At 41.1% G+C, this 25,107-nt stretch carries 22 protein-coding genes; 16 read left to right on the plus strand and 6 right to left on the minus strand.

Annotated elements, in window-relative coordinates; translation table 11 throughout:
* Positions 1-83 precede the first annotated feature (83 nt).
* From G5B30_RS05970 to G5B30_RS06010, 9 genes are read left to right on the plus strand one after another with little or no spacing between them, the layout of a single operon-like run.
* Positions 84-1,424 (plus strand): alpha-L-fucosidase, encoded by a 1,341-nt coding sequence (locus G5B30_RS05970; RefSeq protein ID WP_240903114.1) that lies wholly within the window; start codon positions 84-86, stop codon positions 1,422-1,424.
* Positions 1,425-1,479: 55 nt separating this feature from the next.
* The gene (locus G5B30_RS05975) at positions 1,480-2,784 is read left to right on the plus strand and encodes an MFS transporter (protein WP_165319054.1); all 1,305 of its coding nucleotides are present in this window, start codon (positions 1,480-1,482) and stop codon (positions 2,782-2,784) included.
* Positions 2,785-2,792: 8 nt separating this feature from the next.
* Entirely contained in the window at positions 2,793-3,527 is a 735-nt protein-coding gene (locus tag G5B30_RS05980; protein ID WP_165319055.1) for a (Fe-S)-binding protein, read from the plus strand.
* 15 nt (positions 3,528-3,542) lie between these two features.
* Positions 3,543-4,421: a sugar phosphate isomerase/epimerase family protein gene (locus G5B30_RS05985; protein WP_165319056.1), complete on the plus strand. Its 879-nt coding sequence runs from the start codon at positions 3,543-3,545 to the stop codon at positions 4,419-4,421.
* Between the two features lie 9 nt (positions 4,422-4,430).
* On the plus strand, positions 4,431-5,315 hold the full coding sequence (locus G5B30_RS05990) for a hypothetical protein (RefSeq protein ID WP_240903115.1): 885 nt from the start codon (positions 4,431-4,433) through the stop codon (positions 5,313-5,315).
* Positions 5,316-5,343: 28 nt separating this feature from the next.
* The gene (locus G5B30_RS05995) at positions 5,344-6,924 is read left to right on the plus strand and encodes a peptide MFS transporter (protein WP_165319057.1); all 1,581 of its coding nucleotides are present in this window, start codon (positions 5,344-5,346) and stop codon (positions 6,922-6,924) included.
* A 43-nt stretch (positions 6,925-6,967) separates the two neighbouring features.
* Positions 6,968-7,696, plus strand: a complete 729-nt coding sequence (locus tag G5B30_RS06000; protein ID WP_165319058.1) for a polyprenol monophosphomannose synthase — start codon at positions 6,968-6,970, stop codon at positions 7,694-7,696.
* A gap of 1 nt (position 7,697) precedes the next feature.
* On the plus strand, positions 7,698-8,720 hold the full coding sequence (gene ruvB, locus G5B30_RS06005; RefSeq protein ID WP_165319059.1) for a Holliday junction branch migration DNA helicase RuvB: 1,023 nt from the start codon (positions 7,698-7,700) through the stop codon (positions 8,718-8,720).
* Positions 8,721-8,729: 9 nt separating this feature from the next.
* Positions 8,730-9,494, plus strand: coding sequence for a hypothetical protein (locus tag G5B30_RS06010; RefSeq protein WP_165319060.1), 765 nt, complete (start codon positions 8,730-8,732; stop codon positions 9,492-9,494).
* Here G5B30_RS06010 and G5B30_RS06015 read toward each other — a convergent pair.
* Together G5B30_RS06015 and G5B30_RS06020 are read right to left on the minus strand one after the other, a co-directional pair.
* A complete protein-coding gene (locus G5B30_RS06015; RefSeq protein ID WP_165319061.1) occupies positions 9,471-10,022 on the minus strand; it encodes a hypothetical protein in 552 nt (183 codons plus the stop codon). The genes G5B30_RS06010 and G5B30_RS06015 overlap by 24 nt on opposite strands.
* The gene (locus G5B30_RS06020) at positions 10,003-11,448 is read right to left on the minus strand and encodes an ATP-dependent RecD-like DNA helicase (protein WP_165319062.1); all 1,446 of its coding nucleotides are present in this window, start codon (positions 11,446-11,448) and stop codon (positions 10,003-10,005) included. The genes G5B30_RS06015 and G5B30_RS06020 overlap by 20 nt, the downstream gene beginning before the upstream one ends.
* Positions 11,449-11,532: 84 nt before the next feature.
* Here G5B30_RS06020 and G5B30_RS06025 point away from each other — a divergent pair, with 84 nt between their 5' ends.
* Genes G5B30_RS06025 through coaD form a run of 3 tightly spaced genes read left to right on the plus strand, consistent with a single transcriptional unit; the run spans position 11,533 to position 13,331 of the window.
* On the plus strand, positions 11,533-12,330 hold the full coding sequence (locus tag G5B30_RS06025; protein WP_165319063.1) for a DUF3822 family protein: 798 nt from the start codon (positions 11,533-11,535) through the stop codon (positions 12,328-12,330).
* Positions 12,318-12,851: an RsmD family RNA methyltransferase gene (locus tag G5B30_RS06030; RefSeq protein WP_165319064.1), complete on the plus strand. Its 534-nt coding sequence runs from the start codon at positions 12,318-12,320 to the stop codon at positions 12,849-12,851. The genes G5B30_RS06025 and G5B30_RS06030 overlap by 13 nt, the downstream gene beginning before the upstream one ends.
* Positions 12,852-12,857: 6 nt before the next feature.
* Positions 12,858-13,331 carry a pantetheine-phosphate adenylyltransferase gene (gene coaD / locus G5B30_RS06035; RefSeq protein ID WP_165319065.1) on the plus strand — a complete coding sequence of 158 codons (474 nt, stop codon included), beginning with the start codon at positions 12,858-12,860 and terminating at the stop codon, positions 13,329-13,331.
* Here coaD and G5B30_RS06040 read toward each other — a convergent pair.
* From G5B30_RS06040 to G5B30_RS06055, 4 genes are all read right to left on the minus strand, one after another.
* Positions 13,328-14,635: a DEAD/DEAH box helicase gene (locus G5B30_RS06040; RefSeq protein WP_165319066.1), complete on the minus strand. Its 1,308-nt coding sequence runs from the start codon at positions 14,633-14,635 to the stop codon at positions 13,328-13,330. The two genes, coaD and G5B30_RS06040, sit on opposite strands and share 4 nt — an antisense overlap.
* Positions 14,632-14,952 (minus strand): type II toxin-antitoxin system RelE/ParE family toxin, encoded by a 321-nt coding sequence (locus G5B30_RS06045; protein WP_165319067.1) that lies wholly within the window; start codon positions 14,950-14,952, stop codon positions 14,632-14,634. The genes G5B30_RS06040 and G5B30_RS06045 overlap by 4 nt, the downstream gene beginning before the upstream one ends.
* Entirely contained in the window at positions 14,949-15,206 is a 258-nt protein-coding gene (locus G5B30_RS06050) for a hypothetical protein (RefSeq protein WP_165319068.1), read from the minus strand. The genes G5B30_RS06045 and G5B30_RS06050 overlap by 4 nt, the downstream gene beginning before the upstream one ends.
* 87 nt (positions 15,207-15,293) lie before the next feature.
* Positions 15,294-16,319, minus strand: coding sequence for a GntR family transcriptional regulator (locus G5B30_RS06055; protein ID WP_240903116.1), 1,026 nt, complete (start codon positions 16,317-16,319; stop codon positions 15,294-15,296).
* A gap of 921 nt (positions 16,320-17,240) precedes the next feature.
* Here G5B30_RS06055 and G5B30_RS06060 point away from each other — a divergent pair.
* The 4 genes from G5B30_RS06060 (at position 17,241) to G5B30_RS06075 (ending at position 25,090) form a co-directional block, all read left to right on the plus strand.
* Positions 17,241-20,339 (plus strand): SusC/RagA family TonB-linked outer membrane protein, encoded by a 3,099-nt coding sequence (locus G5B30_RS06060; protein WP_165319169.1) that lies wholly within the window; start codon positions 17,241-17,243, stop codon positions 20,337-20,339.
* Positions 20,340-20,429: 90 nt separating this feature from the next.
* On the plus strand, positions 20,430-22,049 hold the full coding sequence (locus tag G5B30_RS06065; RefSeq protein ID WP_165319069.1) for a RagB/SusD family nutrient uptake outer membrane protein: 1,620 nt from the start codon (positions 20,430-20,432) through the stop codon (positions 22,047-22,049).
* A 24-nt stretch (positions 22,050-22,073) separates the two neighbouring features.
* A complete protein-coding gene (locus G5B30_RS06070; protein WP_165319070.1) occupies positions 22,074-23,051 on the plus strand; it encodes a DUF5017 domain-containing protein in 978 nt (325 codons plus the stop codon).
* 53 nt (positions 23,052-23,104) lie between these two features.
* A complete protein-coding gene (locus G5B30_RS06075; protein WP_165319071.1) occupies positions 23,105-25,090 on the plus strand; it encodes a glycoside hydrolase family 2 protein in 1,986 nt (661 codons plus the stop codon).
* Positions 25,091-25,107: the final 17 nt, after the last annotated feature.

Raw genomic sequence — 25,107 nt, forward strand, 5'->3', positions numbered from 1 at the left:
TGTATATTAAAATTATTACTTTTTTTTGTTTATTCGCCTTTTTCTATTCATTCCCACAGGTACATGGTCAGGGAAAAGACAAGATGGAATGGTGGCATGATGCTAAATTTGGCATGTTTATCCATTTTGGTGTATACGCACAGTATGGTGGTGTCTATCAAGGCCATAGACAGGCAAATAAAAATGCTGAGTGGATATTGAACCGATGTAAAATTCCTATTCAAGAATATAAAGCCACGGCAGGCCAATTCAATCCTTCACATTTTGATGCCGATGCTTGGGTACGTATGGCAAAGGATGCGGGGATGAAATATCTCATTATCACGGCGAAACATCATGATGGCTTCGCACTATTCGACAGCCAATACAGTGATTGGGATATTATGGATGCTACACCTTATAAAAAGGATATTATTGCGGCTTTATCCCAAGCTTGTAAAGAACAGGGTTTGCGGTTTGGTGTTTATTATTCGCAGTCACAGGATTGGGTAAACCCAGGTGGGTTGGTTGCCCGCAAGCTGATGAAGGAAGGCTGGCCCAATCCTGATTCGACGGCTATCGACGCCTTCACCAGAGCGCATCAGGGGAAATGGGATTCTCTACAGCTCCAGAGTGATTTTGCTACGTATGCAAGGGAGATTGCAGCGCCTCAGGTCAAGGAATTGATCACAAAATACGATAATATTGATGTATTGTGGTGGGACACACACATGGGAATAAAAAGGGAACAAGCTGATCTCTTTCATCATATCATTGCGTCAAAGCCCCATATTATTACGAACGATCGGCTGAGCTCTTATCATAAGGGAGATACAAAGACACCTGAGCAACATATACCGGATCGTAAGCAATTGGATGGGACAAATTGGGAAGTGTGCATGACGATGAATGGCTCATGGGGTTATCATGCGCAAGATAACGATTGGAAAAGTTCAGCACAGATGCTGTATAATTTGGTCGATATTGTTTCAAAAGGAGGAAACTATCTCTTAAATGTTGGTCCTGATCCTACCGGGGTATTTCCATCGGAAAGCGTGACCCGTCTCCGTGAAATCGGCCAATGGATGGAGCAAAATGGCGAGGCAATCTACGGAGCTGAAGCTAACCCATTGGGCGAATTACCGTGGGAAGGGCGGATAACGTCGAAAGTCGAAAATGGTAAAACTATCCTTTACGTTCATATCCTAAAACCACAAGTTAACGACGTATATGACATTCCGGACGTACCATTTAAAGTGAGAAATGCCCGACTTTTAGGTAGAAATAAAAAAGTAAAAGTATCTCAGACGAATGATAATATCGTACTCCGTGTGGCTAAAATCGACTTAATACAACCGATCACAGTGGTAAAACTTGAATTAGAAGGCTATATAACACCGATATCTTACAAAGGGAAAGGGATGAATTCAGGTGCTTTGGATTAAGGTGTTTTTTTATTTTTATCCCAACAATTAGTATATTCGTCGGATAAGAATAGTTATGCAGGAAATACCAAAGAATGATAAAAAGCTGATTCGTTCATGGGCCATGTTTGATTGGGCGAATTCAGTATACAATCTCGTCATCACTTCCACTATTTTCCCCGCTTATTATCTGATTGTTACCTTTACCGAGGAGAAAGGGGATGTTGTCAGTTTTTTTGGACTGGACATTATCAACACCGTATTATCGAACTATGCTTTAGGATTTGCTTACCTTATCATGGCTGTGTGTCTTCCGTTCCTTTCTGCCTATGCGGATGCAAATGGTAAAAAGTTGTCCCTGATGAAGTTGTTTACTTATCTCGGCGCTTTTTCCTGTATGGGTCTGTTCTTTTTTAAATTGGATACGTTGGAGATAAGCATCTTGTTTTTTGCTTTAGCGGCCATGGGCTATATCGGTGGTGTGGCTATGAACAACTCGTATCTTCCCAGCATCGCTACGCCTGACCAACAAGATGAGGTCAGTGCGAAAGGCTTTGCCTACGGCTATGTAGGCTGCGTTCTCCTGCAATTGATCTGCTTTCTCGTAATTTTTAAAAAAGAATGGTTCGGCATCGAAGATGCATCACTCCCTGCTCGCATCTCGTTTCTTTTAGTTGGATTATGGTGGTTAGGCTTTTCGCAGATACCATTCCGGGCGTTGCCGGAAAACGACCCTTCCATTGGACAGGGGTTAACCTTGATGGGGCGTGTAAAAAAGGAATTCAATCATGTTCGCAACCGGATTAAGCATATTGAAAGTATCCAGAAGTTTCTTCCCGCTTTCTTTTTCAGTGCCGTAGGTGTACAGACCATCATGATTGTCGCATCGGCATTCGGCGAGAAAATTCTTCACTTGGGCACGACCAAATTGATAGCGACGATTATCTGTATTCAATTGGTGGCTATTGGAGGGGCCTATTTGATGTCTATTTTAACCCGTCAGTTGGGGAATATCGTCGTCTTGATGGCTGTAATTTTTCTATGGATATGTATCTGTATTTCGGCCTATTTCTTAAGTAATGAGATTCAGTTTTATATTCTGGCAGTGATGGTTGGTCTACTTATGGGAGGGATACAGTCGCTGTCACGCTCCACCTATTCCAAGCTGTTGCCTGAGGACCTCGAAGATACTACTTCATTTTTTAGTTTTTATGACGTGACGGAAAAGCTGGCTATTGTCCTGGGGCTGTTTAGCTTTGGTTTTATTGAACAGATTACACATAATATCAGGTTTTCAGCACTATCTTTATCTATTTTTTTTATATTGAGCCTGCTTTTGATGTTGCGTATGTTAAAATTCAATAGACATCTGAAATCGTGAGGTTGGAAATGAGTAAAGAAGTAGAGCTATTCGTCCCTTGTGCTGTGGATCAGCTTTGTCCCGAGACCGCCTTTAATACCATTAAATTATTGGAGAAAGCGGGCTGCAAAGTCATCTATAATCCGAAGCAAACCTGCTGTGGCCTTCCAGCTTATCATGCGGGGTTTTGGGACGAAGCAAAAAAAATAGGACTTCACTTCTTGAAATGTTTTGGTGAGGATAATTACATTGTCTCCCCCTCCGCGGCGTGCACGGGGATGATCCGAAATGGGTATAACGATTTGTTTACCAATTCTATTGAACATAATAGGTGCCGGAATATACAGCGCCATATATTCGAGTTGTCAGATTTCCTGGTGAATGTGCTGAAAAAAGAATATTTCGGAGCTGAATTAGTCGGAACAGCCGTCTATCATGACGCCTGCTCCGCGTCGCATGACTGTCATCTCAAAGAAGAACCGAGAAAATTGCTATCGCATGTCGGCGGTTTAGAAATCGTAGAAACAGCGGATCAGGAAACATGCTGTGGATTTGGTTATTCATTTTCTGTCCAGTTTGAGGGGCTCTCTGTAGCGATGGCGGCAGAAAAAGTTAAACAAGCACAAGCTGTACACGCAGACTACATCATTTCTACGGATACGACCTGCTTACTTCAATTACAGGCTTATATTAATAAACATCATATCCCTATTAAGACCATGCATCTTGCCGATGTACTGACAACTGGATGGGCTAATATTTAAACTAAACAAAAGAACATGAACACAAGAAGAGAATTTATCAAAACGTTGGGTCTGGTGACCGGAGGAGTTGTTTTAGCACCAAGCTTAGAAGCTTTTGCGGCGAAGAAGCCTTGGTTTGAAATCTCCTTAGCAGAATGGTCGTTGCACAGGACATTACGAAAAGGTGAGTTGGATAACCTGGATTTCCCGGCATTTGCGAAGAAAGAATTTGGTATCCATGCGGTGGAATACGTGAATCAGTTTTTTAAGGATAAAGCTCAGGACTTCACTTATTTGAAGGAATTGAAAAAACGTGCAAAAGACCAGGGGGTGAAGAATGTGTTGATTATGGTAGATGGAGAAGGACAGCTTGGGGATGCGAATACAGCGAATAGAACAAAAGCGGTAGAAAATCATTACAAATGGGTTGATGCAGCAAAATATTTAGGATGTCATGCTATCCGGGTCAATGCTGCAGGAAAAGGCGAGGCCGAAGAGGTGAAAAAGCGTGTCATAGACAGTATGGTTACATTAGCAGATTATGCGAAAAAAGCGAAGATCAATGTAATCATCGAAAATCATGGCGGCATGTCTTCCCACGGGGATTGGTTGGCAGATATATTAAAACAAGTGAACCGCAAGAATGCCGGAAGTTTGCCTGATTTTGGTAACTTCTACGAGTATGATCGCTACCAGGGTGTGACAGACTTGATGCCTTTCGCAAAAGGGGTAAGTGCAAAAACACATGATTTTGAGGCAAATGGTTTAGAGAAGAATATTGATTATGCGAAGATGCTGGATATTGTGAAATCTGCGGGGTATAAAGGCTATATCGGTATCGAGTATGAAGGGAAGAACCTAAGTGAGGTGGAAGGAATAAAAGCAACCAAGGCGTTATTAGAAAGATATAGATAGTTTGTATTGATGAGTCCCCGTGTCCTGTCGTTTATGCTTTTTGCTGTCGGTGTTTACCCGGTGAAGGCCCAGAATATTCAAAAGATGGATATATGGCAGGATAGCCTTTTTCGCGTGGGACAACAAATGTTTCAGCGTACGGCCGAAGCCGAGCGATTGGAGCGTAACTTTGTTTTTATCAAAACATTAGTGTCGGCATTGAAAGAACCGAATTCTTATCTTTACAACTTTGATAAGTTAGATATGATTTCCGTTCTTTCATCGCCTGATCATGATTTCCGTATATTTTCCTGGAATATACCATTACAAGATGGGTCATACCTGTATTATGGCACCATTCAATATCAGGTGTCTGGCGGCCAGCTTAAACTTACACCGCTCTTGGACCGGACGTTTGTCTTTGAAAAACCTACCGAGGAAATTACTTCATCAGAGCAATGGTATGGGGCACAGTATTACGAGATTATCCCTCTTTCAAAACGCCAATATGTATTACTCGGGTGGAAGGGGCATCAGGCGGAATATTCAAAAAAGGTCATTGAAATTCTAAGTGTTTCACCGACTGGCGATATCACACTGGGGGCACCTGTTTTTACGGATAATCCAAAGATGACGAGAAAGATATTCTCGTATGCCCGTACGGCAACCATGTATCTGCGTTATAATGAAAATTCAAGTCGTATTGAGTTTGATCATATCGTTGCTATTGCTCCGGAATATAAGGGAAAATTTCAATATTACGGACCTGATCTTACCCATGATGCATATCAAGTGAAGAGTGGGAAATTAGTTTTTAAAGAAAACATTACGTTACAGGCGGTAGAAGACGGAAAAGAAAACCTATATATCGATCCGTTGAAGCCTAAAAATAGCCAGAAGAGTGGCATTCGTTAATTGTATATTAAATAGTAAAACTTAAGTTATGGTAGAAGAAAAGGATGTTGCATTAGTCCAGCATTTAGCTAAACAAGGGGTAGATGATAAAATGGTCATGGGCCATCCTGCTAGCCTCTTTGTACTGTTTTTCACAGAAATGTGGGAACGTTTCAGTTATTACGGTATGCGCGCACTTTTAACGGTGTTTTTGATATCGGAACTGGCAAAAGGTGGATGGGGTTGGTCCAACGGCGATGCGATGCAGTTGTACGCCTGGTATACAGGATTGGTTTATCTTACACCTTTACTGGGGGGGATCCTGGCCGACAAACTTACGGGATATCGACAGGCGATTATCCTGGGCGCTCTTGTCATGACGTTGGGGCATTTATCGATGGCATTTGAAACCTTTCATGACAATTTCTTTTACCTCGGGTTAGTTTTGATGATTGCCGGGAATGGGTTGTTTAAGCCGAATATCTCATCGATGGTGGGCCAGCTGTACCCCGATACCAGCTCGAAAAAAGATGCCGGTTACACTATCTTTTACATGGGGATCAATGCCGGTGCTTTCTTAGGTATGTTGCTTTGCGGTTATATCGGCGAAAAAATAGGTTGGCACTACGGCTTTGGTTTAGCTGGTATTTTTATGTTTTTCGGTATGATGCAGTTTTATTTTGGTCAGCGCATTTTTGGTGTGATTGGTGAAAAGCCATCTGTTAAGCATACGCCTGAAGAACATATTGAGAAAGTAAATGACGAAGATACACCAGGTCATATTGTCCGGGACCGTTTGATTGTTGTCGCCGTATTGATGGTGGCAAGTTTGTTTTTCTTTTTTGCCTTTGAACAAGCTGGAGGATCAATGACAATCTTTGCCAAAAATTATACGCAACGGGTATTGGAGGGTAATGCAGGCGATATTTTCAAATGGGTAGACGCTGCATTAACGATATTTCCGATTGCAATTGTTACCTGGGTGTTATATAGCTTATCAAAAAAAATTGCAGCACGTTATCCATTGACCATCGTATTTACGGCTATTTCCTTTGCCATTATCTGGGCATTAGGTATTTGGAAAGTGTACAGAGAGTTTAATTTGGAACAAACTGAAGTAACCGTTTCCTGGTTTCAGATCTTGAATTCTTTCTTCATTATAACTTTGGCTTCCACCTTTTCTAAACTATGGGAAAAAGTATGGAATCCTTCCGGACCCATCAAATTTGCGATGGGCTTGCTGCTGGTGGGTGTCGGTTTCGTGGCTCTGGCTTATGGTGCAAATGAAATCCCTCAGGGAGCTGAAACGGCTTCTGTCAGCATGATCTGGCTAATTTTGGCTTACTTTTTTCATACAACAGGTGAGCTGTGCCTATCACCTGTGGGGTTATCATACGTTAGCAAGCTTTCTCCAAAGAAGTTAGCCGGGCTTTTGTTTGGCTTATGGTTTACTGCATCGGCTATCGCCAATTTTATAGCGGGTATGACTGGGTCTTATATCGATCAAATATCTGAAACGTATTCGATGTCTGTTTTCTTCTACATTATCGCATCCATTCCCATTGCTGCTGCCGTGTTACTGGTTTTATTTAATCCGATATTGAAGAAAATGATGCATGGAATAAACTAGTTTGGGCCATTTTATCTAAGTTTGAAAACTAAACAAATTGAAGGTGTCAGATAGTGTCGTAATTATTCCAACGTACAACGAGATCGAAAATATTGAGCGTATTCTGCATAAAGTGTTTTCCCTTCCCGTTGATTTTCATGTTCTCGTCGTCGACGATGGTTCACCGGATGGTACGGCGGATGCTGTAAAGCGGCTGGCGGATGATTTGTATGCGGGTAGATTGCATATCGAGGAAAGAAAGGGTAAGCTCGGTTTAGGAACGGCCTATATCCATGGTTTTAAATGGGCATTGGCAAAGTCTTATGACTATATCTTCGAGATGGATGCCGATTTTAGTCATAATCCAGAAGATTTGGTCAGACTGCGTGAAGCAGCAATCGGGGGTGGAGATATGGTCATCGGGTCACGGTATATTCAGGGTGTCAATGTCGTGAATTGGCCAATGAGTAGAGTATTGATGTCGTACTTCGCATCGGTATATGTACGTTCAATCATGCGAATAAACATACAGGATGCCACTGCTGGCTTTGTTTGTTTTCGCCGAAAGGTGCTGGAGGCGATAGCGTTAGAGAACGTGAGGTTTGTGGGCTATGCCTTCCAGATTGAAATGAAATTTAAAGCTATAGAATATGGCTTTCATGTTATCGAAATTCCTATTATATTTACGGACAGAACCTTGGGCGAGTCGAAAATGAGCCCAAAGATATTTAAAGAAGCTTTTTGGGGTGTGATACAGTTGAAGTTGGAGAGCTTATTTAAAAAACGTCGATAACATGAACGAAAACCTAGATCCGAATCCAGACCGTTTGAATCCAACCGACAAGGAATTGGAACGGGTGCTGCGGCCTCAGACTTTCGAAGATTTTACCGGACAGCAAAAGATATTGGAAAACTTATCCATATTTGTGAAAGCTGCTAGGTTGCGAAGAGAGGCCTTGGACCATGTCTTGTTACATGGACCTCCCGGACTTGGAAAGACAACATTATCCCATATTATTGCTAATGAAATGGGGGTGGGGATCAAAATCACGTCTGGTCCTGTATTGGATAAGCCAGGCGATCTGGCGGGCTTACTGACGAATCTGGAGGAGGGTGATATTTTGTTTATTGACGAGATACACCGTCTTTCGCCCGTTGTGGAAGAATACCTCTATTCGGCCATGGAAGATTTTAAAATCGATATCATGTTAGAGACAGGACCAAACGCCAGGTCTGTACAGATCACCTTAAATCCGTTTACCCTCGTCGGTGCTACGACCCGATCGGGTTTACTGACCGCTCCATTACGTGCTCGGTTTGGTATTAATGCACGACTTCAGTATTATGATTCGAAGCTGTTGACTACCATCGTATTACGTTCTGCTGATATTCTCCATACGACGATTACTGAAGAAGGTGCCTTTGAGATTGCACGCCGTAGTCGGGGAACGCCTCGGATTGCCAATGCTCTGTTGCGAAGGACACGTGATTTTGCACAGATCAAAGGGAATGGGCAGATAGACAAAGCTATCGCACAGTATGCGCTCCATGCTTTGAACGTCGATGAGCATGGTCTCGATGAAATGGATAATAAGATATTAAGCACCATCATTGATAAATTTAAAGGTGGACCTGTTGGTCTAAAGACTATTGCTACTGCCGTGGGAGAGGATGAAGGGACGATTGAAGAAGTTTACGAACCCTTTTTAATACAAGAAGGCTATATTATGCGGACTTCCAGGGGGCGTGAGTGCACAGAAAGTGCATTTAAACACTTGGGAAGAATTAATTATAATAAAGGAAATACATTATTCTAGCTTGATAAAATGATAAAGCTCTATTTTTCACTGTTATTTTTATTTTTGGTAACGGCCATGTCATACGGACAATTCAAGTGTCCCCCTATCTTTGGAAATAATACCGTCCGGGAGTTTCACCTTACCGGTGGTGGAGGGCTTACACATCTGTATGGGGATATTGATAAACCGGGTACGGTGGGTTTTGGCGTGTATGGTAGAGCTGATTTGACCATTATTAAAGGGCTAACTTTCGGAGGTGAGGGGCAGATCGGCTCGCTCGAGGCTGTGGCAAGTATTAAGGATCCCAGGCAATTGTATACGAACTATTTCAATATTGGTGCAGGTATTACCTTGTATCCCTTTGAAATGTTGGATCAACGGCGTTTGCACAAGCTTACTTTTAGCCAAAAAGTAGTGCGTGGATTGTACGCCGGAATTGGTGTTGGTTATATGCGGAATTACCATCGGGCAAACAATTATCGGGATTTAAATAATCCGGGAACTTTTGGGCCACCGGCGACCAACAATGTCCTCGTGGACAGGAAGTTTAAAGAGCGGACAAGTTCACTTCTTCTACCGGTGGTAAATGCTGGTCTAGCTTTGCCTTTTCGGAATAGCCAGTTCAAGAGAGGTGGCTATTGGAGTGCTATCCTGAATGCCCAATTAAATTTCTCGAATAACGATGATACGGACGGGTATGTGCCCTTGAAGCCAGATGGTACAAGCTTGGGTAAGTCAAATGACTATTACAGTTTTTATTCGTTGGGATTACGCTATTCCATTCCGTTTTAGTTGATTTAATATTTTGTAGCCACGGGCTTTGCTTGCAGGGGTAGGGTTTCTTTCCAGATGGAAAAGAATAAGTGTCTGTAGTTCGGTGTCCAATCCTTCATATTTTGGTGATAACAGGTATAAAATATCCCAACAGTTGACAAGCAAGGCTACAGGACAATCGTCCTTTTCGATCAGGAGATAGGTTGCGTTGATGATTCGCTCTTTCCTATCTTCCGTTAGTTGAATAGATGGCATTCTCAGAAGGTGCATGACCAATTTGCTTATACTTCGCAAGCTGCTTTCATTATCCGTTGAACAATAGAGGTCTATTACCTCGCTATGATGGATGCCTAACAATGCTGGGTTGTGTAACAGGATGTGCTCCAGTGTCCATGCTGCGCGGAAAGCTAACCGGTAATGCTCTTTTTGCTGACATAAGGCGAAGAGATCTTCGATAGCGTAGTCTTGTAAGATATGTTGATAGAGATCTAACGCACTGTTTTTCAGCAACAGCTGAACCAAAGCGTCATGATTCTTGGCTTTCATCTTTTTGTTCATAGAATTTGCTGTTGAAATTGACGAGAAACAGTTCTTTTGTAGCTCGTGTGATTGCTGTATATAACCACCTTAGAAACTCGGTGTTCAGCATTTCATCGGTCATATAGCCTTGATCGACAAACACCAATGGCCACTGCCCACCCTGCGCTTTGTGGCAGGTAATAGCATAAGCAAATTTTATTTGTAATGCATTATAATATGGATCTTTCTTTATAGCCTCCAACCTGTCTTTCTTTAACGGAATATCCTCGTAGTCCAACGCAATACTTTCGTAGAGTTTTGTTTGTTGTTCATAGGGGAGTTGTGGCGCATCGACATATAGGCTATCCAGCAATACCCTACAGGTAATTGTATGTTCTTCGTGATTATCCAGGAATTCAAGATCGATATCGCCAAAGCGAAAACCATGCATTTCATGGATATTACTCACTTTACGGACCCGTGCCATATCACCATTTGCAATAAAGCCCGTGTGCTTTTCATCGTGTCGCTGCAGCCAGTAATAATTATTCCGGACCACCATTAAAATATCGCCTCCTGTGATCTCTTCCTCTCGGAAGAGAATCTGGTTCCGGATGTGTCTATTATAAAGATTAGCTGATTTGTTGGAACGACAGATAACAATACATTGCTCTACGCCATATTTATCGTAAGCATAATGCAACCCCTCCAGTAACCGTTCGCCAGACATGTTATAAATATCTTTAAAACCGCTTGTTATGAATTTCGGATAAGCATAGGTTACGTTTTCGGTATCCAAACGGATCTCATTGCGTATTTTTGTTGCATTGAAAAGTATTCCCGACGATTTTGCTTGTCGGACAACTTCCGTGAGCTCATAGGCATAGGTGGATAACCCAAAGTCATGATGTAACACGTTGGTGTCCAGTGCAGGGCTGTTTGCTAAGCCTACCGGCGGGAGCTGCGCGGTGTCACCCACAAAAAGGAGGGCGCAATTTTCGCCCGATTGCACATAACGGATAAGGTCCTGCAGCAAGCCGTCCGAAAATAGATTAATCCCTTCATCGGAAATCATAGATGCCTCATCTACAATAAACAAGGTGTTGTCATGTAAATTCTCCGCTAATGTAAAATCCATCTGTAGACTAATTGCATTTTTTTTGCGATAGATTTTCTTATGGATGGTAAGTGCCTTTTTGGCCGAATAATTTCCCATCACTTTTGCAGCTCTTCCCGTCGGGGCCAGTAATACCGTATGTTTTTTGAGTAGCGGTAGCGTTTTCACTAGGGTGCTGATCAGCGTCGTCTTACCCGTTCCGGCATATCCTTTTAAAATGAAGCACGATTGCGGGTGAAAAGCATGCAGAAAGTCAGCCATCAAAGCCAAAGCTTCTTGTTGCTGCACCGTCGCTTGCCAGGGAAAATTAGATATTAACAGACTTTGTATGGACACGTGTAAAGTTATTCAAAAGGTTTGTCAATTCAATTGTAAAAGCTAATTTTGTTAACAGAAGACCCGCTTAATAATTAAATGTCGATGAACTATACCGCTAAAGAGTTTCGTATTCAATATGTGCCGACCTATACGTTGTATGTAAATACCGATCGTCGTGTAGACCAGCTGGTCATCGTGGATGAAGACAACCAGATCATGGCTTACATGTCCTACGATTCTGCCCACCCGTCGCAAGAAGCGGTGAAACTGCTCGGCTTGCCGTTTCGGACAGTATACATAACCTTATCCCATCAGCATTTGATATGGATCCCGAGCGAAATATTTGATCGGGAGGGCGTTGAAGCATTTACATCCTTTTTTGATGGTGTAGCAGCTGAGCACATCCGAGCTAAGTCTATGCCCAGTTTAGGAGTTACCGCACTGTATACGTATGATATTTTGCAGACTAAGCGATGGCGGAGTATATTTGAAGAAGCGAAGTTTATCCCTGTATTCGCGGGCTTATTGAATCAGGTATTCCCTCAAGTTCCCCTACAAGGCAAAATTTTAGGCGTTCATGTATATGATAACCGGGCCGATCTTCTTGTCTTTATCGACGGGCAGTTTAAGTTTTATAACAGCTTTGATATACATGCTATCGACGACCTGAACTATTATGTGCTACATGTGTTTAAAAGTTTCGGTATAGACAAACGCATGGATAAAATCGTGCTGAGTGGAGCAGACATCCCGTCCGATCAGGCGGAATGCTTAGCAGCCTACACCGATCATCTCGAAATACTTCATGCAAAAAACACATGGATATCTTCTTCGGCCGAGGTGAGTGCACAAACTGCTGGCTTAAATATATTAATAGATTCAGAGTTATGCGTATCATAGGGGGAAGATTGGGCGGTTTACGATTAAACCCTCCAAATAAACTACCGGTACGTCCAACCACAGATCTGGCCAAGGAAGCCCTATTTAATATCTTAGAGCATCAATTGGATTGGGAAGAGCTGGACTGTCTTGACCTGTGTTGTGGAACGGGGAATATTTCCTTCGAACTCGCATCCCGGGGTGTTCAGGCCGTCGATGCTATCGATATCCACATGAAATGCCTGCTGTATATCAAAGAGACCTGTCACAAGCATACGATAGAGAATATTCAGGTGAGAAAAGCTGATATATTTACCTATATTGGTTCGTGTAAAAAAAAATATGATTTCATTTTTGCCGACCCACCTTATGACCTGCCTAAGCTTCCGCAAATTCCACAGTTGATATCTGACAAGGGGCTTTTAAATGAAGGCGGATTACTGGTTGTGGAGCATCCTTCCACGCGGAAGATGGTGGTGCATCCCTCGTTTACCGATATCCGAAAATATGGTTATTCATCTTTTAGTTTTTATCAAAATTGATGGCTTATGAAAACAGCAGTTTTTCCCGGGTCTTTTGATCCATTTACGTTAGCCCATCAGGATCTGGTGGATCGGGCGTTGATATTATTTGATAAGATTATTGTTGCCATTGGTGTCAATACCACTAAAAAAGGTTTGATGGATTATGAGCAACGGCTGCAAGCTATCGCACAAATTTACGCGATCAATCCCAAGGTAGAAGTGCTAACGTTTACAGGCCTGACGGTCGATTTTTGTCGAAAAGTGGGCGCTAATTATATCCTTCGCGGATTGCGGAATGCGAAGGATCTGGACTATGAAAGCGCAATCGCACAAAATAATTTATTATTAGCCCCGCAGATCGAAACGTATTTTTTGCTAAGTCGAGGCGAAATGGCACATATATCCTCCACCATCGTTCGCGAAATATGGGCGAATAAAGGCAAGGTTGATCATTTAATTCCTATGGAGATACTTAAGGTGTTGAAGCAGATGGATTAAGTTCGGTAAAATTTTATTTTATTTCCCTTTATTTTACCGTCGCTATAAGTTTTTATGATTTTCGAGGCCACTTCCCGGCGTACCGCAATATAAGCCTCTTTATCCTTCACCTCGATCAATCCGATATCGTCTTTGTTGATATCCCCTGATCGTAAAAGGTATCCGACGATATCCACTTTGTTTACCTTATTTTTCCGTCCCACAGGGATATAGAGCGTCGAAAATGGTGTGTTCGGTGGTAATGCATACTCCTCTTCGAGAATAATTTCTGCTGTATTTTCCGGCAAATAAGGGAAGTTGTCATCTGGTTTAAGCAGTACGATGACCTCACCCGACTTGTTCATCCGGGCAGTACGGCCATTCCGGTGTACAAAAGATTCCTCTTTGGCAGGCAGTTGGTAATGAATGATCGTGTTTACCTCCGGAATATCCAATCCTCTTGCCGCCAGATCTGTTGTAATGAGTATACGGTTGCTATCGTTTCTAAACTTAAGCAAGGATAGCTCCCTGTCTCGTTGTTCCAATCCGCCATGGAAAATGTCATGTATCAGCCCCCTGTCGTCCAGAAGTTCGCTAATATGATCCACCGCCTCCCTATGGTTGCAAAAGATCAATATCTTCTTGCTTTCCAAGCTACATACCAACTTGAATAATGTCTTTAACTTATGCTGAGCTGGACAGATAACTTTTTTAAACGCGATATCCGGTTGACCGGTTCGGTTGTCTAGGAAATCGACCGTGACGGGTGTATTTAGCGAAAAGTAAGCCGGTATTTCTGCTAACTTTGTAGCGGAGGTCAGAATTTTTCGGTCAACTTGAGGCATAGCGTTGGTAATCAGCTCCAGTTGCTCCTGAAAACCCAATTCCAAACATTTGTCATATTCATCTAAAACCAAGGTATGAATGCCAGTGGTCTGTAGGTGCTTTTTTTCAATATGATAAATAATCCGTCCCGGTGTACCGATCAGAATATCAGGTATACCAGCCAATGATTTTTTTTCCGATCGGCTATCGTTTCCGCCATAACAGCAGACAATCTTTCGTCCTTTAGATACTTGCCGGACAACCGACTCGATCTGAAGCGCCAACTCCCGGGTCGGTATGACAATAAGGGCCTGGATTCCTTTCGTCTCATTTTCGTCGAGCAACTGTTCGATCAGTAGCGCAAAGGCAAGTGTTTTCCCCGATCCGGTGGGTGATAATAAAATAAAATCATTCTCCGGTTGAAAGGATGTAATGACGGCTTGCTGCATATCGTTCAGCTGCTCGATCTGTAACCGGGCTAAAATGGGCTGTATTGTCATGGAGCAAAGGTAGAAAATTTTAATAACTCAGGATCTTGTCGACAGTCCCATATTGTTACGATAATCACGGCTTGTTTCTCTTCGTCCACACGATAGATTACTTTGAAAAGCCTTCTTATTACCAAGGAACGATACGTGTTTGGAAACTCGTTCAACAGGGGTTCCGGAGAAGCAATAAAAGGTGTTTTTGAGAGGCGTAAAATGGAGTGGTAAATGTCTGCAATTATTTTATCAGCAGCGGTTTTGCTTTTTGGTAAATAAAAATTATAGATGGCATCCAATGATTTGGAAGCCTCTGATAACCATATTATCTTCACTTGCCATACTTTTTAAATACTTCCTCCATAGAGGAGAAAATCCCATCCTGGTAATCTTGTTCTGCCTTCAATACCGAAATTTTCAATTCCTCTTCCGTGTGCGGCAGGCTGGGGATATTTTCTGTTTCTTTTAAGCTATGGTAAAATGTTATCTGTTCTTTCACAATATTTTCATCCACCTCGTTTAGAAACGCTCTGATAAATTCCAGCTTTGTTGCGTTGAAATCCCTTGCGCCCTTCTTTATAGTTTCCATACTATTACTTTCTCTCAAATTTACATAAAATTACCTTTATATGCAATTGTAATTAGTCTCGCAGTAGGGTTAATTTTTTGTTTTTCCTTATAACGAGTTACGGATGATAACTTTTGCCGGATCCCTCAGCATAACCGGCGTACGATTCAATATGGCCCTTGCAGCCTCCTGACCCATTTTATAAAAATCTGTACTAATGACGGTGATTCCGTCCTCAAGGACTTCCTTGACGGCTGTATCGTTGTAAGAAAGCAAACCGATATCCTTCCCCAGCTTCCATTTCTTTTTCCGTGCTATTTTAATGATATCGACATCGTCCTGATCGTAGCGGCTAAAGGTGATGTAAGCATCTCCTTTTTTTGCAGAGGCCTCGTTTATAGTGTGGAGTACCTTATGCGGTTTTTCATATTGTTTAGCAAAAGTCGTAAATCCCTCAATCAGGTCTTGTGCATGAAAGGCTTCTAAAGGGGCTAGAAGAACCAAACGTTGGTACTTATCCAGGCGGGGAAGTAATTCTGTCAGCGATTCTATAATGTCGGACTTGTGATCCTGATAAATGCAGGTGTAGTCCCCATGAAGCCCCGGCTCACGATGATCGATAACAATCCTTTTATGAGACGGTATTTTATTGAGAATAGCCGAAGGATTTTCTTTGAAAAAGGTCACCACGACAAAATGCGTGTAATTATTCAAATTTTCCTCGATCAGCTTTTCAAATACTTTAAAATTATGGTGGTGAAAGAAAACCTCTACTTCCGCGTGATCTTTTATGGTTTCTAAAAAAGCCTGATAAACCGTATCACGCAATACATTCATTTTATCGAAGATCAAACATACGCGGTAGGACTGCAGTTGCCGGAGTCTTTTTACATAGTATCCTTTTCGGTATTCCGATTCAATAATTCCTTTTTCAGAGAGGTAAGTAAGCCCTTTGAGTGCTGTTTCCTTGCTGATTTTCAATTGGCTGGTCAATTGATTGAGTGTAGGTAAGCGGTCATTGATGCCCAGTTTGTCGTTTTCAATCTGCGAAATAATAAAATCGACCAATTGCATGTATTTCAAGCGCTGCGTCATACCGCCTGTAGGTGCTGTAGATTCTGGAGTCTCTTTCAATTTGGATAGCTGTTTATATACCAACAAGACAAAAGTAGAATGTTTATTCCTATAAAACAAGAAAATAGAGTAGACCAGACCGGACTTAAGGAATAAACGCCCTTGATTTGTTGCCAACAATTTGCAGAGTTAATGGGATGGTGCCGGACAAAAAATCGTCTCGGAAGCAATTGCTTCCGTTCCGGACAAATAGTAGTTTACGCTTGGCTAACGGTAGTTTACGAGAAACACGCAGGAGTTTATCACAAAAGCATTTGCATTTGTCCGAAAAGCATTATACATAGCGGCTAAGTGTAGTGTGGACGAGTCGAGTCAGTTGCATGGGAGACAAACACATTTTATTTTGCCACAAGCACACATGAGTTTGTGATAAACACACTATAGTTTACGACAAGGTATAAACACGCTACGGTTTGCTACAGTGCGTCTGGGTCAGACTATATTTTGTCCATGACAGAAGCAATTGTTTCTGGAACGGATTTTTTACCTATTCTGGTTTTGAAAAGTTTCCGTAAAAGGTTGTCCTCCTAATTTACAGTAACTACTTTTCTATGAGAAAATGATTTGATTTATGCTGATATATAGTGTATTGTGTTTGGAGTAGCCTCAATTGCATCTATTGTGGTGTTGTGCCAGATAGTCTCACTTTATCCTCCAGATCGGCCAGAGAGAATGGTGGAAAAATATTCGCAACGGATAAAAAGCGAACGTTTCGTAAACTTTTTTAAAAAATATTTGGTAATTCGATTGTATTCTTTTATGTTTGTTTCAATTATAGACCACACCAGACCAGACTAATTTGGTTTGATGGAAATTAAAAGAATCATGGTACAACAATTTTTAACATCAATCTCTTTCATCACAATTATTTCCGAGGATATCTTACCATCGCCGCGTGAAACACTTGGTCGCTGTCTGTTTATGTTATTACTATTCTTCAATTCAATCTGTTATGGTCAACATAGAACAAGCGATATTACAGGAATTGTAACAGATATAAATGATCAGCCATTATCAAATGTGTCCATAATCACGTCGCAGAGTAGGCTTTCTAGTATCACAAATGAAAAAGGAGTTTTTCATATCTCAAATGCAGTTTTAGGTGAATCAATAAGTTTTTCGATGATCGGATATGAACCTCAAACGATTATTGTTCGTGATACAGCGAGTATTAAAATCCAATTGGAACTTGGGCAAACAAAATTAGATGAGGTTGTGGTGATTGGATATGGTGAGGTAAATAAGGAGGATTTAACGGGAGCAGTAGGAGTGGTTGATGTCGAAGCTCTCCAAAAGGCACCCGTCGCCACTTTCGATGAAGCACTGGCGGGGCGCATTGCTGGGGTCCAAGTGTCTTCTAATGAGGGGCAACCCGGTTCAGATATTAATATCACTATACGAGGAGGTAACTCTTTGACACAAAGTAACTCACCTTTATATGTTATTGATGGCTTTCCAATAGAAGATTTTTCCAGTTCCGCAGTAAGTCCAGACGACATTAAGTCTATTAATGTATTGAAAGATGCATCTGCTACAGCTATATATGGATCCCGTGGTGCTAATGGGGTTATCATTATCGAAACGAAGACGGGAATACAAGGCGCTCCGGTGATTACATATAATGGGTTTTATGGGAAGCAATATACTACCAAGAAAATAGAGATGATGTCCGTTTATGATTTTTTAAATTATCAAATGGAAATTAATCCAGAACGTACGACTGAAACGTATTTTACACGACCAGGAAAAACTTTAGAAGATTATAGAAATGAAGATGGTGTTGATTGGCAGGGATTAATGTTTCGGCCCGCAACAATGCACAATCATAATCTTTCGGTTAGGGGTGGAAGTACAAATACCAAATATACTGTCTCGGGAAATGTTCTTGAACAGGATGGAATTATATTGAACTCCGGTTATCGGAGAAGACAGGTCAGAATTGGACTTGAACAAAGGTTGACCGATAAAATTAAAGGTGCAGTCAATTTTAATTATTCCGATAACAGAAACTATGGTTCTGTGTCGTCTAATCCACAGTCAGACTTAAATGCCTATGCATCGTATATGATGTATAGGGTATGGGGATATCGTCCGGTATCTTCTGGTTTCGATATTGTTGAAGAATTAGTGGATGAAGAGGATATTTCATCGGTGGTTCTGATAAATCCTGTAATTGCTGCGGAAAATGAAATTCGTCAGCATACAGAAACTAATTTTATGTTAAACGGTAAATTTGAATATTCCATTTTAAAAGGTTTGACGCTAAATATTAAAGGAGGTTATCGGGGAAGAATGGGAAAAAATGAATCATTCTTCAACTCGAAAACATATAGAGGCTTTCCTTCAACAATTAATTTCAGAGGAGTAAATGGCATTTATGATGAGCGAGGGACGTACAGTTGGGTAAACGAAAACACCTTGAACTACAAAAGGGTTTATAATAAAATACACCGTGTTGATGCTATAGTTGGTTTCACTATGCAGGAATCTTCAATCGCAAGATATGGTTTTGAAGCAATAAATATAGCTGACGAGACTGTAGGATTGCGAGCGCTTTCCTACGGCATACCGACCAATCCGATTTCGATGGCCTCAAAAAATGCTTTAGCGTCTTATTTGGGAAGGATAAATTATGGGCTAAAGTCGAAATATCTTTTTACAGCCTCCTTGCGAGCAGATGGATCATCAAAATTTTCCGCAAAAAATAGATGGGGGTGGTTTCCTTCAGGAGCTTTTGCTTGGCAATTGGGGAAAGAGGAGCTTTTAAAGGATGTTGACGCTGTCAGCGATGCAAAACTAAGATTGAGTTACGGTGTTACGGGTAACAACCGTATTGCAGATTTCGCTCGGTTTCAGAATATTGATATTAATGATTTCTATTCTTTTAATAATGAATTACCCGTATATGCTGCTATTATTGATAATATGGGAAATTCAGGCTTGAAATGGGAAAGGACTGCACAGCTGGATCTTGGTATAGATTTTTCCCTTTTCAATAATCGTATTAATTCTACAGTCGACTTATATAGGAAGACGACGGATGATTTGTTGTTGAATTCCAATCTGCCAGCGACTACTGGATTCACAACAGTGTTTAAAAACATTGGAAAAATTCGGAACGACGGACTGGAAATTACCGTAAATACGGTTAATCTAAAGAATAAAGACTTCGGATGGGAGAGTGGATTTAATATTGCTTTTAATAGAAACAAAGTACTGGCTTTGGCTGATAACCAAACTAGTATACCATCTCCTATACGCTTTACCGGCGACTTTAATAATACGTTTCTCTACTTAGCTCAGATTGGTGGGCCTGCTTCGGTATTTTATGGACTTGTTTGGGATGGAAATTATCAATATGAAGACTTTAATTTGATGCCGGATGGTACCCATGTTTTGAAGCCTTCTGTTCCAACCAATGGAAACGATGCGTCTACTATTCTTCCAGGAGATGTCAAATTTGTCGATCAAAATGGAGATGGTATCGTCAATGAGGAAGATATGGTTGTTTTAGGTCGAGCTATTCCTGTACACATTGGCGGGTTCAATAATAATTTCTTCTACAGGGGATTCAGTTTAAATGTATTCCTCCAATGGAGCTACGGGAATAAAATTATGAATGCCAATCGTATGTTGTTTGAGGGGGATTGGGTGGGAAGAGCAAATTTCAATCAGTTTGCGAGTTACAACAACCGATGGACTCCCGACAATCCAACCGAGGAATATCCGCGTGCCGGAGGATCCGGACCCAGAGGCGTTTATTCTGACAGAACGTTGGAGGACGGCTCCTATCTAAGATTAAAAACTGTTCAATTAAATTATGCCTTTCCACCGAAATCGATTAAAGGGATCAAAACCTTGGAAGTATATGCCGCTGGTCAGAACTTAATTACTTGGACAAATTATACAGGATATGATCCTGAAGTATCTGTAAGGAATACAGCGTTGACTCCTGGGTTTGATTTTTCAGCATATCCTAGGGCCTTGACCGTTACTGTTGGTGCTAAGGTTGGTTTTTGATTTTAAAATAAGATTCAATTTTGATTGACTCAGCTTTTGGCAAGCTGCAAACTTGGATCAATAGAGGTGACATTTATAATGAAAATAGATATGAAAAAGTTTAACTATATCTTGTTGTTTGTCTTGATTGCCGTGAGTACGGTTTCTTGTAATAAGCTACTTGAAATAAAACCTGAAGGTTATGTATTATCCACAGAATATTATTATAATAACGAAGACCAGCTGGACTTTGCTCTACGAGGTGTTTATGCAATTTTAGCGGAGGGATCACTCTATGGGAATAACTTAATTGCCAGAATGGGGCTTGGTGCAGACGAACAATATTGTGAGTATCCCAATGACATGGGAACGGTAACCTATTATTCGGTAAATGGCGCGGACTCCAAGGTATATGATTATTGGCGAATATTATATAATGGAATTAATAGAGCGAATGCTTTACTTTCTCATATAGATGATCCTGCAATAGAGATAGATACGGAAAAGAGAAACAGTATCAAAGGAGAAGCACTGTTTCTTCGTGGATACTTTTACTTTATGCTTGTCAATAGATTTGGTGGAGTGCCTTTAATTACTGCGCCAGTGGCGTCCCCCGAAAGTAAGGATACTCATGTGCCGAGATCTACAAGGCAGGGAACGTTTGAACTTATATTAAGTGATATGACCGAAGCGGCAGATTTGGTACGTAATGTGTCAGATGTTGAATCGGGTGGTAGAGTAAGTAAGTCGGTAGTTTGGGGTATGTTGGCACGGGTGTGCCTATATATGGCAGGGAATCCCCTGAATGATGAAACTAAATATAAGGAGGCAGAAAATTGGGCATATAAAGTAATTCAGACAGGGTATCACGCCCTCAATCCGTCCTACCAACAGGTTTTTATCAATTACGCTCAAGACCGATATGATGTCATGTACATCCCGGGAAGTGAGAAATTTGGAGAAAGTATTTGGGAAGTTGAATTTTACGGAAATGGCACAGGAGTATATACCAATACCGGGGGATATAATGGAATTCACAACGGTATAAAGTATCCATCCACAGGTACGGCCGGGTTTGGATATTCAAATGGTATCGCCCATCCATCAAAATGGTTATATGATCTTTACGATGAGGATGATGTACGGAGAGACTGGACTATAGCGCCTTATAGATATGTAGAGGACATTGAAACTGAATGGCCCTCTCACAGTAGCATCTTACAACGTTATTGTGGAAAGTTCAGAAGAGAAAATGAGATTATACTACCTAAAACTACTACAGCTACTCCTCAAAATTTTCCTTTGTTACGTTACGCGGATGTATTGCTCATATATGCGGAAGCTGTGAATGAATCGAATATGGCTCCCAATGAAGATGCGCTTAATGCGATAAATCAAGTGAGACGAAGAAGTCGAGGACTACCTATTGGTACACCAGCCCCTTCGGTTGACTTAAACCCTATGAGCCATAGCACGTTTAAAAATGAAGTTAAAAAGGAAAGAGCAAGAGAATTTGCATTTGAATTGCTGAGAAAAGATGATCTCATTAGATGGGGTGATTTTTTGGGAAATATGAAAATCGCACTTTTAGATGTTCCTGAGGGAAGCGGTGTTTTTGCTACTTCGGCAAGATCATACTTTTCCAACGCAAGTGAGCGTGATGTAATATGGCCTATCCCTACCTATGAACTGGGGGTGAATCCTAAGTTAGTACAAAATCAAGGCTGGTAATGCTATTAAACCAAGAAATTAGTCATGAATAAAAGATCGTTTTTAAAATTTTTTTTGATTCTTTCGGTTACTGTTGTGGCCTGTCAAAAATCAATCGAGGTACAATCACCAACCTTTCAGGTTGCTGCAAACTCAACCAATATCTCTGTGGGAGATACTGTGGTGTTTAATATAGAAGGTAATGCAGATATTATATCCTTTTATTCGGGCGAAATCGGAAACGATTTTGCATACAAAGACCAAGACCGAATTTTAACAGCCAGAGGTCTTGAGATGTCCTTTCAGTCTCAGGTGCGGAGACTAGGTACTCCGCTCAAATGTCAAGACAACCAATTGTCCATCCACATGACAAATGATCTTGATTTTACCGGAGCAACAACGATGACTGATTCTGCCGAAAGGGTGAATGCCGCAGAATGGTTTGAAATCACTGATCTTTTCGAACTTTGTCCTCTTGAATGTTCTAGTACAACACCTTATTATCCTTCTGGCAAATCTTATGTCAGCGGAGGGATAGATATGTCGAAGCCCTTTCAGATTGGATTCAAGTATGTGAACAAGCCCAATACCCCAGAAAATGGTAACCCGAACTTTTGGAGAATAACCTCTTTACAAATTGATGTTGTCACTGATGTAGGAACGACGTCTTTTGCAGATCAATCGGAAATAACATGGTTTCCAGTTTTTATTGAGGAGCCTTGGAGCAGAGGACACTATACGAATTCGGGAAGTATTATTTCCATGCGGGGGGCATTATCGACGACTATAGAAGAACAACAATTATGGTCTATCAGCGAGCCTCTTGCTGTGGAAGAAGCCAATCTTGGTCCCGAATATGCGATTGGAATCAAATCCGTAATTGATCCCCCACTAAAAACATTCACTCATGTATTTTCTGCACCTGGCACTTATAAAGCGATGTTTATAGCGACAAACGTAGTGGGAGGGCAGCGGTCGGAATTAATCAGAGAAATTGAAATTGTCGTAGCACCTGCTGAGTAAGAATATAGATGGAGAAGTGAAAATTGTTGTGAACGAAGCATGATTTTATAAAAATGAATAGAAATAATATATTATTTTATTTGCTTATTTTGCTGACTACTAATTTGTCGGCACAGACCGTGTCTTTAGATGGTGAGTGGCATTTTACCATAGATCCGCAACGTGTCGGAGAAAAAATAGGTTGGCATACTACGAATAGCCAATTTGATAAATGGGAGAAGGTAGAAGTTCCACATTGTTTTTCGGATGAACCAAGATACCAGTTTTATACGGGACATTGTTGGTACGGGAAGAAAATAAATATCCCACAGGCGGATCCTGATAATAAATTTTTCTTGCAATTTGGTGCTGTTTTTTATAAAGCGGATGTTTATTTCAACGGAAAGTTTGCGGGGCACCATGAAGGAGGGTATACCCCATTTGAAGTCGATATTTCGTCTTTGGTCGATGTCGGTAAGGAAAACAGTCTGGTTGTAAAAGTCGATAACAGCTATGACACCTTAAGTGTACCTGGTGCTAAAGTGCTGCCACCATCAGGTTCCGGGATGACTTATAATGCTCCGTTTCCCTGGATAAACTATGGAGGGATCATCCGTTCGGTGAAATTAATACAAAGAGAACCTGTATTTATCAAGAATGTAAAGATCGAAGCGGAACCTGATTTACAAAAAGGGAATGCTTGGCTTAATGTAAGAACATTTATAACGAACAAAACGAATCAAGAAGTCAGGCCTGATATTGCTGTAGCTCTTTACCTTGAAGGAAAACAAATAGATACAAAATTCGATGTCTCAAAAGGTATTATAGCAGCCAATGCAGAAGGGGAGTATTTGTTTTCCGCAAATATTCCAAAAGAAGACGTAAAGCTTTGGAATGTTGATCATCCGGTATTGTATGAATTAAGGCTGGTTTTAGGAAAGGATACTTTGCATAAGAACGTTGGTTTCAGAAAAATAGAAATCATAGGTAATAAATTTCTGCTCAATGGTAACGCGATAAGTCTTGGCGGAGCTAATCGCGTTTCGGACTATCCTGGCGAGGGCTCTAAGGATCCAGTTTATGTGTTAGAAAAGGACCTAAAACTCATGAAAGAGTCGGGAATGGTTTTTCAAAGGATCGCTCATTATGCCACCAGCGAATATCTGTTGGATTGGGCAGATAAATACGGCATGCTCATCATCGGAGAGGCCGGAAATTGGGGTATGGTAGAATCATTAATGGCTAATCCGGTGATCAGAGAAAAATATCGGCAACAAGCAAAAGAAATGATAGAACGGGATTGGAATCATCCGTCTATTGTAGGCTGGAGTGTCGGTAATGAATATCAGGCTCAGTTGCCAGAAGGGGTCAATTGGACAAAAGATATGTATGCGTTTACGCGGCAATTGGATGCGACACGGCCAGTTACGTTTGCTAGTAATACTATATTCAGAACAGAAAATCCAGCAGAAGAATCGTCAAAATATGTGGATTTCATTAGTGCTAACCTTTATGGGAATGATTCAGTAAAAATAGAGAAGATTGTAAAAGCATTCCCTGACAAACCCCTATTTATTAGTGAGTTTGGGATAAGGGCAGATAAATATGAAACAGAGGAAGAGCGGATCGAAGAAATGAAAAAAGTACTGGATTTGTACAGAAGATATCCAATCGTTGGTGCGTCGTTATGGTGCTTCAATGATTATCGAAGCCAATATGCAAATACGCCAAAAAACGGTTATCGTCCATGGGGAATAGTAATGGCAGATAGAACAAAGAGAAAACTTTACGATTTTTTGAGAAACGAATTCTCGCCGGTGATCTGTAAAATAGATAATGCCTCAAGTGAATTGAATATAGAGCTGGAAGTCAGAAATGTATTTCCCACGAAAATAATAGATGGATATTCTGTAAAATATCAAGATAATGTTTACCCATTGAAAAAAATGGTACCTGGTCAATCTACTGTACTAAAGTTAGGTAACTCTACGGATAAAAATGTATCTATCTATTTAATAGATCCGCTCGGGTTTGAGGTAGCTGAATGGAAGATCAATTAGGATAGTATAGAGCATCA

The organism is Sphingobacterium sp. SGG-5 (assembly GCF_011043525.1).
Lineage (GTDB): Bacteria > Bacteroidota > Bacteroidia > Sphingobacteriales > Sphingobacteriaceae > Sphingobacterium.

Bases quoted from the DNA above. Each gene is read 5' to 3' on its own strand.
- ruvB (WP_165319059.1), top strand. From the start codon at position 7,698: ATGAACGAAAACCTAGATCCGAATCCAGACCGTTTGAATCCAACCGAC.
- G5B30_RS06040 (WP_165319066.1), bottom strand. From the start codon at position 14,635: ATGACAATACAGCCCATTTTAGCCCGGTTACAGATCGAGCAGCTGAAC.
- G5B30_RS06065 (WP_165319069.1), top strand. From the start codon at position 20,430: ATGAAAAAGTTTAACTATATCTTGTTGTTTGTCTTGATTGCCGTGAGT.
- G5B30_RS06030 (WP_165319064.1), top strand. From the start codon at position 12,318: ATGCGTATCATAGGGGGAAGATTGGGCGGTTTACGATTAAACCCTCCA.
- coaD (WP_165319065.1), top strand. From the start codon at position 12,858: ATGAAAACAGCAGTTTTTCCCGGGTCTTTTGATCCATTTACGTTAGCC.
- G5B30_RS05995 (WP_165319057.1), top strand. From the start codon at position 5,344: ATGGTAGAAGAAAAGGATGTTGCATTAGTCCAGCATTTAGCTAAACAA.
- G5B30_RS05985 (WP_165319056.1), top strand. From the start codon at position 3,543: ATGAACACAAGAAGAGAATTTATCAAAACGTTGGGTCTGGTGACCGGA.
- G5B30_RS05980 (WP_165319055.1), top strand. From the start codon at position 2,793: ATGAGTAAAGAAGTAGAGCTATTCGTCCCTTGTGCTGTGGATCAGCTT.
- G5B30_RS06070 (WP_165319070.1), top strand. From the start codon at position 22,074: ATGAATAAAAGATCGTTTTTAAAATTTTTTTTGATTCTTTCGGTTACT.
- G5B30_RS06060 (WP_165319169.1), top strand. From the start codon at position 17,241: ATGTTATTACTATTCTTCAATTCAATCTGTTATGGTCAACATAGAACA.
- G5B30_RS05975 (WP_165319054.1), top strand. From the start codon at position 1,480: ATGCAGGAAATACCAAAGAATGATAAAAAGCTGATTCGTTCATGGGCC.
- G5B30_RS06050 (WP_165319068.1), bottom strand. From the start codon at position 15,206: ATGGAAACTATAAAGAAGGGCGCAAGGGATTTCAACGCAACAAAGCTG.
- G5B30_RS06075 (WP_165319071.1), top strand. From the start codon at position 23,105: ATGAATAGAAATAATATATTATTTTATTTGCTTATTTTGCTGACTACT.
- G5B30_RS05970 (WP_240903114.1), top strand. From the start codon at position 84: ATGGAATGGTGGCATGATGCTAAATTTGGCATGTTTATCCATTTTGGT.
- G5B30_RS06025 (WP_165319063.1), top strand. From the start codon at position 11,533: ATGAACTATACCGCTAAAGAGTTTCGTATTCAATATGTGCCGACCTAT.
- G5B30_RS06010 (WP_165319060.1), top strand. From the start codon at position 8,730: ATGATAAAGCTCTATTTTTCACTGTTATTTTTATTTTTGGTAACGGCC.
- G5B30_RS06015 (WP_165319061.1), bottom strand. From the start codon at position 10,022: ATGAAAGCCAAGAATCATGACGCTTTGGTTCAGCTGTTGCTGAAAAAC.
- G5B30_RS05990 (WP_240903115.1), top strand. From the start codon at position 4,431: ATGAGTCCCCGTGTCCTGTCGTTTATGCTTTTTGCTGTCGGTGTTTAC.